This is a genomic window from Streptomyces sp. URMC 123 (assembly GCF_051386515.1).
Taxonomy (GTDB): domain Bacteria; phylum Actinomycetota; class Actinomycetes; order Streptomycetales; family Streptomycetaceae; genus Streptomyces.
The window spans coordinates 1-8,766 of the sequence record NZ_JBPQTV010000273.1 but is presented as its reverse complement, the minus strand read 5'-3'; the positions used below and the strand labels follow the sequence as shown (position 1 = coordinate 8,766).

At 72.5% G+C, this 8,766-nt stretch carries 8 protein-coding genes and 1 pseudogene; 7 read left to right on the top strand and 2 right to left on the bottom strand.

Annotated elements, in window-relative coordinates; translation table 11 throughout:
* The 5 genes and pseudogenes from ACSNOD_RS24450 to ACSNOD_RS24430 all read left to right on the top strand — a co-directional run.
* Positions 1-188, top strand: a pseudogene (locus ACSNOD_RS24450) (hypothetical protein); the annotation flags it as partial.
* Positions 189-232: 44 nt separating this feature from the next.
* On the top strand, positions 233-598 hold the full coding sequence (locus ACSNOD_RS24445) for a luciferase domain-containing protein (RefSeq protein WP_436769195.1): 366 nt from the start codon (positions 233-235) through the stop codon (positions 596-598).
* A gap of 45 nt (positions 599-643) precedes the next feature.
* Positions 644-1,096: a cupin domain-containing protein gene (locus ACSNOD_RS24440; RefSeq protein WP_436769194.1), complete on the top strand. Its 453-nt coding sequence runs from the start codon at positions 644-646 to the stop codon at positions 1,094-1,096.
* 95 nt (positions 1,097-1,191) lie between these two features.
* Positions 1,192-2,124 carry a hypothetical protein gene (locus tag ACSNOD_RS24435; protein ID WP_436769193.1) on the top strand — a complete coding sequence of 311 codons (933 nt, stop codon included), beginning with the start codon at positions 1,192-1,194 and terminating at the stop codon, positions 2,122-2,124.
* A gap of 316 nt (positions 2,125-2,440) precedes the next feature.
* Positions 2,441-3,400: an FUSC family protein gene (locus ACSNOD_RS24430; protein ID WP_436769192.1), complete on the top strand. Its 960-nt coding sequence runs from the start codon at positions 2,441-2,443 to the stop codon at positions 3,398-3,400.
* Between the two features lie 545 nt (positions 3,401-3,945).
* Here ACSNOD_RS24430 and ACSNOD_RS24425 read toward each other — a convergent pair.
* On the bottom strand, positions 3,946-4,428 hold the full coding sequence (locus ACSNOD_RS24425; RefSeq protein ID WP_436769191.1) for a winged helix-turn-helix transcriptional regulator: 483 nt from the start codon (positions 4,426-4,428) through the stop codon (positions 3,946-3,948).
* A 93-nt stretch (positions 4,429-4,521) separates the two neighbouring features.
* Between ACSNOD_RS24425 and ACSNOD_RS24420 the strand changes: the two genes are divergently transcribed.
* Entirely contained in the window at positions 4,522-5,760 is a 1,239-nt protein-coding gene (locus ACSNOD_RS24420) for an MFS transporter (protein ID WP_436769190.1), read from the top strand.
* Between the two features lie 707 nt (positions 5,761-6,467).
* Here ACSNOD_RS24420 and ACSNOD_RS24415 read toward each other — a convergent pair.
* Positions 6,468-7,058, bottom strand: a complete 591-nt coding sequence (locus ACSNOD_RS24415; RefSeq protein ID WP_436769189.1) for a helix-turn-helix domain-containing protein — start codon at positions 7,056-7,058, stop codon at positions 6,468-6,470.
* Positions 7,059-7,143: 85 nt separating this feature from the next.
* On the opposite strand from ACSNOD_RS24415, the gene ACSNOD_RS24410 reads away from it, so the two are divergent.
* Entirely contained in the window at positions 7,144-8,103 is a 960-nt protein-coding gene (locus ACSNOD_RS24410) for an alpha/beta hydrolase family protein (protein WP_436769188.1), read from the top strand.
* Positions 8,104-8,766: the final 663 nt, after the last annotated feature.

Sequence of the window (8,766 nt, the reverse complement as noted above, 5' to 3'; positions counted from 1 at the left end):
CCCCCCCCCCCCCCCCCCCCCCGGGGGAGCAGGCCCGTGCCCGGCAGGCCGCCGCGGTCGCGCAGCCGGGCCCCGCCGCAGTGGCGGCTGCAGCCGTGCTGCCCGCGCCACGCCCGGCCTCCGTGGTGCTGGGGCCGGCCGCCGCCGACGGCGGCCTGGAGCAGGAGCTTGTCCTCGAAGTGTTTTAGCCGCTCCAGCTTCGCGGGCGGCGGGCGGGCCGTCAGCGGGGGACGTGCCGGGGCGCGTCCGCGGCGGCGCGGGCGAGTTCCTGATGGCCTCGCCTGCTGACGGCGCGGTGCTCATGCCGCCGCGTGGCACGGAGTTCGTCCACCTGCACGCCGACGGCAGCCTCCACCTCGCCCTCCACCCGGACGACCAGGCCGCGGTGCTGGGTGCCGACTGGGGTGAGCGCCACCCGCTCTACCACCCGCGGCGGGCCAACGCCCTCATGGTGTACGCGCCCCGCGACGAGGACGAGCACGCCCTCGTTCAGGAGATCGTCACCGCCTCGTACCGGTACGCCACCGGCCGCCTGCCGCAACCGGCACCCACCGCCGTACGGACGCGTCAACCGCACAAAGCAGTGATTACCGCATAAAACTGCACGTGTTACTTCTCGGCTCGACGATCGGAGACCTTGGCCGTGACCATCAACCTTGTCACCCAGAACGACGGCGACCTGCTGGACATGGGCTCCACCCGGGTGCGAATCCTGGAGGACGGCTCGCGGACCAACAAGCGTCTGGGCATCGCCGAGCTGTGGCTGGCTCCCGGGTTCAGCGGCCCGCCGCAGCACCTGCACCGCAAGCACGAGGAGACCTTCTTCGTCCTCTCCGGCACTGTCGACTTCACCTCCGGCCACGACACCCACCGCGTCGGCCCGGGCCAGCTGGTCACCGCCCCCATCGGCACCCCGCACACCTTCAGCAACCCCGACAGCGACCAGGACGCCAGCATCCTGTTCACCACCACCCCCGACCTGTACATCGAGTACTTCCGCGACCTGCAGCGCCTCAAGCCCGGCCCCGACGGGCTCAATCCCGCGGACATCGCCGAGGTGATGAAGAAGTACGCCACCGAGACCTGGCAGCCCTGAACCCTGCCCGACCGGGCCCGCGGGCTCGGCCCGCCGATCCACACCGCAGTCGGGCCGGTCCCGCTGCCCGGCCCGATCAGAGCGGTACGACAGCAGTGCACACCCCCACCCCCATCCAGGCGGCGGCTGCCGCGCTCGTGGACGCCGTCACCGCCGCCGATCCCGGCCTGCTGCGCGCCGCCACCGCCGCCCGCATCGCCGCCACCATGCTGCTCACCTTGGCCGTGCTCGCAGCTCTGGGCGCCGACCCGTCGCTGATCCTGGTCGGTACGGCCACCGCGATGGTCTCCTCCCTGACCATCTCCGACCCCCGTACCGTGGACCAGCTGCGTACCCTCGCCCTGGCTGTTCCCGCCGTTCTGGCCACCGCCACGCTCGGCGCCCTGCTCACCACCACCCCGCTGGTGTCCGGCGTCGTACTGGTCGCGCTGGTGTTCGGCGCGGTGTACGCGCGCCGGTACGGCAAGCGCGCCACCGCACTGGGCACTCTCGCTTTCCAGGCGTTCTTCGCCACCCAGTTCGTCCACGCCACCCCAGTGCTGCTCACGGGCCTCTACACCGCCCAGGCCGTCGCCTTCACCGCGGGCGCCCTGACCCGCCTGGCCCTGGCGCCTGTGACCGGGCAGGGGGCGGCGGCCGGGGTGTGCCGGTCTTTCGATGTCTGTCTGGAGTGCCTGTTGCGCATCCTCACTATTTTCGCCGCCGATCCGCCGGCGTCGGGTCGGTCGGTGGGTCAGGTGGTGGTGCGGGTGCGGTGGGTTTTGGCGTGGTTGCACCACGGCACCGCCGTGCTTGTGATGCCGCCGGTCGGTCTGCCGGCGCTCCTGGCTGGCGCCAGCGGGGAGGTGTGGCGGCGGTTTGTGGAAGTTGACTTGGCGGCTGAGCGCCTGGTCGTCGGGGCTTTGGCTGTGTTCGGTCACCGTGCCCCGTGTTCGCTCTCCGCCTTCCGTGCGTCCTGGCGGTGGCCGGTGCGCGGTCCCCGTTTCCTGTCGCCAGGTCTCGGGTCGGGCAGGCCGCTGCCGGCCTGACCACCCTGCACGGTCTGTACGTCGACAGCTGCATGCCTCATGGGCCGGTCACCGGCGGGTGAAGGTTACGGGGGCAGTCGCCGATCGGGTGGGTGAGGCGATCGATGATCTCACCGGTGCCCTGACCGCTCTGCACGCGGGGGAGCACCGCCCCGGTGACCCAGCGCCGGCTGTCCAGGGCGTCGACGAGCGGGCCGGCCAGCAGCGCACACCTCCGTCTCCCGGCGGCACGGCGGAGCCCGGTGCGGCGTGGCGGGGTCTTCAGCGGCCGACCACCCGGGCTGCGGCGCAGGCTGCGACCGGCACTGCCGCTGCCTTGGCGGCCGGGCATGTGATCACCAGCGGGGCGCACGCCTACTGGGCGGTGCTCAGCTGCTGGACCATCTACGTGGGTACCTCCACCGCCGGTGAGATCCTCGTGAAGGGCTATCGCCGCACCATCGGTACCCTCGCCGGTGTCCTGGCCGCTCTCGCCGCCGCCGGCCTGACCGTCGGCCACCCCACGGCCACCATGATGCTGATCGTCGCCGGAGTCCTGGGTATCGCCGCCACCGCGCAGCTCTCTCACGCGGCGATGGCCTTCTTCGTCACCGCCACCATCGCCCTGGCCCTGCCGCTCCTGAACACCCCCAGCAGCCGTGTTCTGAGCGATCGAGTCCTGGAAACCGCCGCCGGCGCCGTATGCGGCATTCTCGCCGCTCACCTCGTCTGGCCCGTCCCCACGACCGCGACCGCCGACGCCCGCCTGCGCGACGCGCTCACCTGCCTGCGCCAGGTCGTCGACGCGGCCCTCCGCCCCGGCACCACAGCCTCGGTGGACGCCACTCGACAGCTGGACCAGGCACTGGCCGACCTGCGCACCACCGCCCAGCCCCTCACCTACGGCGCCACCCCCTGGCGCCAACGCCGCCGCACCCTCCGCTACATCACCGCGCTGCTGGACGTCTGCGCGACCCAGGCCAAACACCTCGCCACCCTCACCGCGGCTCTCCCTCTCGCCGATCCGGCCACCCGGGGCACCGCCGCACGCGTCGAGGCCACCCTGGAGACACTCACCCGCATCGGCCCGCGCACACCTCCCGCGCGCCCCGTGTGGACCACGCCCGCCGCTCTGTCGACCGGCCATCCCGCCGCACCGGCACCCCTGGGCTCCAGCCCTGCTGCGCAGCGGGCCGTGCGCCACCTCTACCGCCTCGACGCCTGCCTGCTCATCCTCGCCGATGCCCTCGGCCTACCGATCGATACCTCGCAACGTCAACGGTTGTCAGCGGCATAGTGCCCCTGGCCGCAAGCCACAGAGCAGGCGGCCTGGATTGGCCCCGCGACCCTCTCGGCGAGGTCCAAAGCCGGTCCCTCTTGCGGTGCGGGTCGATGCCGCGGCTGCGTAGCCGGCCCCCGCCGCCCCGGCGGTTTTGGCGGCTTTGGTCGTCCTGCCGAGGGGCGCCGGTTTCCTTGGGGGGCGGTGGACTTCCGCGGCTGGGTCGCGAGTTCCTCGCCGGGCCCTGTTGGCTGGGCCCGGCGGGGTCCGTCGGGTTCGGGACCGGCCGGTATCCGGGGCGCCCCGGATGGGCCTTCGCCTCTTGGCTGGGGGGGGGCGGTGTGGCTGGAGGCGCGGGGCGCGGCCTGCCGCCGCGGCGGTGTCGCGTTCGATTCGATCGGTTTCCGCCGGCGCGCCCTGGGTCTGGGGCCGGTGGGCGCTTGGGTCTGCTGCGGGCCGGACGGGCGTGCTGGTTTCGGTGGCGCGAGGTGCGGTTCGGCCGCCGCACGCCGCGCACCGCGTGCCGTCGTGGCCGGGTGCTGTCCCGCGCCTGCTGTTCGTTTCTAGTGGGTTTTGCGCATCTGGGTGTTGTCGGTTTTGCGTACGTGGGTGGTGTCGGCGTTGACGAGGGTGCCGTCGGTGCCGGTCGGTGTGATGTCCGGTACGGGGTTGCCGTGTTGGTCGATGAGGGTGGAGTGGGTTTCGCCCGGGTGGAAGGTGTGGCGTTCGCCCCATTGGCGCAGGGTGAGGATGACCGCGAAGAGGTCGTGTCCGGCGTCGGTGAGGACGTATTCCTGGCGGCGGCCCGATGGGGCGGTGCGCTGGAGGAGGAGTCCGTGAGCGGTGAGCTTGCGGAGGCGGTCGGTGAGGATGTTGCGGGCGATGCCGGTGCGTCGCTGGAATTCGGTGAACGACCGTGCTCCGTCCATTGCGTCGCGGATGACGAGCAGGCTCCACCGGTCGCCGACGAGGTCGAGCGTGCGGGCGACGGGGCAGTCGGCGTCGGTCCAGCCGGAGTTCGGGGCGCAGGCGGTGGGGCGCGGCATGACATCTCCCGATGGGTTGCGGATTGAAACCATCATGCCGCATGCCGTACCGTCAAAACAGTTTCAAAATGCTACTGATTTGGGAGGGGCGTAATGAACGTGTGGCGGCGTCTGCTGCTCGCGGTGGTGTGTGGTGTGGCGGTGGCGGGTATCTATGCCGCGCAGCCGGTTCTGGGGCCGATGGGACACGATCTGGGCCTGTCGGCGGATCGTGCCGGGTGGATCGTCTCGACCGGTCAGTTCGGCTACGTCGCGGGGTTGTTGCTGCTGGTGCCGCTCGGCGATGTGGTGGCCGACAGGCGCCGGCTCATCGCCGTGCACCTGGTGGTCACCGCGGCGGGCATGATCCTCACGGCCGCGGCGTCGGCGGCGTGGATGGCGTTCGTGGGGCTCGCGGCGGCCGGGGTGTTCGCGGTGGTGGTGCAGATTACGGTGGCCTACGCCGCGTCGATCTCGCCGCCTGCCGAACGCGGACGCACCATCGGTGTGGTGACCTCGGGCGTGGTGGTCGGCATTCTGGGTGCGCGGGTGGTCACCGGCGCGCTCGCCGACGTGGGGAGCTGGCGGAGCATCTACGCAGTGCTCGCGGCGCTGTCGGCCGTGCTCGCGGCTCTCGTCCTGGCCGTACTGCCGCCGGACGAGCGCCCCGAGGGACACGCGGGACCGGGGTACAGCAAGGCCCTCGCGTCGGTCGGTCAACTGTTCACGCAGCGTCTCTTCCTGACGCGCGGGCTCATCACGTTCTTCCTTTTCGCGTCGTTCGGGACGCTGTGGAGCGCGGTGGCCCTGCCGCTGGCTCACGCGCCGTGGCACTTGACCGAGAGCCAGATCGGTCTTTTCGGCCTCGCGGGCCTGGCCGGCGCGCTCGGCGCGGCCCGCGCGGGACGGTGGGCGGACACGGGGCGGGCGGTTGCGGTCAGTGGTCTCGCGCTCGCCTTGCTGATCGCCTCCTGGGCGGCGATCGGGCAGCTGCCGTGGGCGCTGTGGCTCCTGGTCATCGGCATCATCGCCCTGGACTTCGCCGTCCAGGTCGTGCACGTGAGCAACCAGCACCTGCTCACCTGCGCGTACCCGGACCGCCTCAGCACCGTCATCGGCGGCTACATGGTCTTCTACTCGTTCGGCTCCGCCCTCGGCGCGGCCGCGACCACCGCCGTCTACGCCTCCCACGGCTGGGCGGGCTCCAGCCTCCTGGGGGCCGGCTTCGCGGCGTGCGCGCTGATCGTCTGGGCGACCAACCGGAGGCCGTCGGCCGGTGGCGCGCACATCCCGCCCGAGGGACCCGGGGGAGTGGCCACCGCGCATCTGCGGGAGCAAACGCGGGTTTGCTGAACGCGCCGTGGCTGCGGGTGGCGGTGCGCACGGCTGCGGGTGGCGGTGCGCACGCTCCACAAGGGGGCGGGTTGCGCCGGTGCGGGTGCAGTGCAGATCGGGTGCGGGTGGGTGTTGTGCGCGTGCCCGGGCCGTTCGTGCCCGCGTACGGTTGAGGGCTGCGGTCGGGGTCTGGTCCGACGCCTCGGGGGGCGAGGAAGGGGCCCGGGGGTGGCCTGGGGCGCCCGGGGTGCACCGCTGCGCCGCCGTCGCGGGAGATCCGGTGAGCCGCCGAGCCCGCCGCAGCCGCGGACCACCACGCTGTGGTCCTCGTGCTCGAGTCTGGGAACGCTGGTGTTCCACCCCTTTCTGTGGGAGGCCCGAGGGCTGGCACGGTCGGGCGGCCGTGGAGGGCCGCAGGACGGCCTCGGTCCCCTTCGAGCAGTCCCTGTGCGAGGCGCGCAGGGATGCGACGTCGTCGTGCTGCTGCCGCACCGCAGGTGGTCCTGCCCCGACCGGGACATGGCTGCTGCCCGCGTCGCCTTGGCGGAGGTGGGCGGCTTTTCCGCACGTCGACGGCCGGGTCGTGCTGCCGGATACGCACGGGGAGCAGGGTGAGGCGCTGGGTCCCGAACAGGGCGCGGCGGTGGTGCGCGAGCGGTGCGTGTCCGCGCCGCGGTGCCTTTCTTCGCGACAACCGGCGCTGAGCCTGTCCGGCCTTGGCTCAGCTACAGGGCCGGCCCCGGGCTGTGGCTGCTGGTGGCGGTGTGATCGGTGCCGGTGGCGGCCGGCGGTGCTTCGAGGGGGAAGAGGATCGGGCTGATCAGGTACTGCGTGCGCTCGGGTGATGGCTCGTTGGCCAGGCGGGGGGCGATCGCTTGCCGCATCTCGTCGATCATCGCGTGCAGTTCCTCAGGGTTGAGCCAGAGGGCGTGCTGGCGGTAGCCGACCAGGTCGGCTACCGGGTCGGCGGTGTCGCGGTCGAGGTACGCGGTGAATTCGGCGGCCAGGACCGCCAGGGCGGCGGCGAAGGCGCTGCGGTGGTCGTCGGGCGAGAGCGAGTTGGCCGTGTCCGTGGTGATTCCCGGGCGGTCGCGGCGCAGCCGGTAGCGGCGCTCGACCGCGCCGCGCACGCGTCGCTCCAGGGCGACTTCCAGGACCCCGCCGGCTGCGAGCAGATCGACGTGCCGGTAGACCGTGGCCTTGGAGACGTCCCGGATGCGGTCGCACAGCTCGGTGGTGGTCAGCTCCCTGCCGCCGCCCATCGCGTGAATCACACGCAACCGCACGGGGTGGGCGAGGAGTTCGAAAGCATCCATCCCGCAATGATCTCATGCCATGCTACCGTTCGCATTTCTTGAGAAAGGTTGTGATGGGATGTCTGACGGCGCTGCGACACCGTCCATGACCGGCTTGGAACTCGCCTGGGTGCCACCGCCCTATGCCGAGCCCGGCCGTTTCAGCGAGCATGAGGTCACCGTCGGCGCCGGCCCGCTCGCGGTGTCGGGCACGGTGAGCGTCCCCCACAGGCGGGCTCCCGGCCCCGGCGTGGTGCTGCTCGCCGGTGGTGGGCCCTTCGACCGTGACGCGAGCACGGGTCCGAACAAACCGCTCAAGGACCTGGCCTGGGGGCTCGCCAGCAGCGGGACGACAGTGCTGCGCTTTGACAAGGCGAGCTACGCCCACCACGGTGTGGCCGCGGCATCGGATTTGACGATGACGCAGGAGTACGTGCCGTATGCCGTCGATGCGGTCGACCTGCTGCGTGGCCACCGCTCGGTGGACCCCGAGCGCGTCTTCGTCCTCGGCCACAGCATGGGCGGCAAGGTCGCCCCCGCAGTGGCCGCCGCCTCACCCGCGGTGGCGGGCCTGGTGATCATGGCCGGTGACACGCAGCCGATGCACCACGCCGCTGTCCGCGTCGCCAGGTACCTCGCCACCGTGCTTCCCGACCAGGTCCCACCCGCGCTCATCGAGACCTTCCAGCGGCAGGCCGCCCTGGTCGACAGCGCCAAGCTCACGCCTTCGACCCCCGCGGCGGATCTGCCGTTCGGCCTGCCCGCGCCGTACTGGCTCGAACTGCGTGACTTCGACCCGGTCGCGATCGCGGCCGGGCTCGGCAAGCCGATGCTCATCCTCCAAGGAGGACGCGACTACCAGGTCACCGTTGCCGACGACCTCGTGCGCTGGCGGGCGGGCCTGGCCGGCCGCCCGGAAGTCGATATCCGTGTCTACGAAGCCGACGACCACCTGTTCTTCCCCGGCGCGGGACCGTCCACTCCCGCCGAGTACGCGACTGTGCAGCATGTCGACCCCGCCGTCGTCGCCGACATCGCCCACTGGCTGAGCCACGGCCACAGATGAGTGTCCGCACCGCCGGTCAACCAGCGGCCTGCGGCCTCCAGGCGGGGCACCGGCACCCTGCCGCCCCCCGTGCACCGAGGGATGCGCCCCGCTCGCCCTCGCAACGTCACCCTGGTCGCTCCCGACCTGGTCGCCAAAGATCAACGCCGCCGCCGCGATCGACCGCGGCGGCGCCTGGCGCCTCGCACTGCGCCACACCCGGCTGCGCCTGGACGTCACGATCGGCGACGTGCCGAGGTTCGGGGAGGGCGTGCGGGCCTTTCAGCGGCTGACGCCTGCGGCCGGCCGACCCGGAGCGGGCCCCGCCAGCGATAGCCGTCGGCCGGTACAGGGATCGAGCTGAGCGAGCCCGCCGGCCAGCAGGACGGCGGCCGTGTCCGCGCCCGCGACGGCTCGGGCGGGCCACGCCGGGCGCGGCGGGCGCTCGGGCCGAGGCCCAACGCCTCGTCACCAGAGACAACAGGCCGCGGCCGGCGCGGTGGCCGGCCCTCCAGCAGCCAGGAGCCGCAGTGTCTTCCGCAGCGGGCGGCACAGGTAGCCGCGGGCAAGCCCAAGGTGGAGTCTGGGGCAAACCGTCCGGGGAGGCCCTGGGTCCGGGCGCGCTGGGGGGCCGTGCCTGACCGCTGACCGCTGGCCGACGGCCGGGGCCTGCGGGGGCTGTCT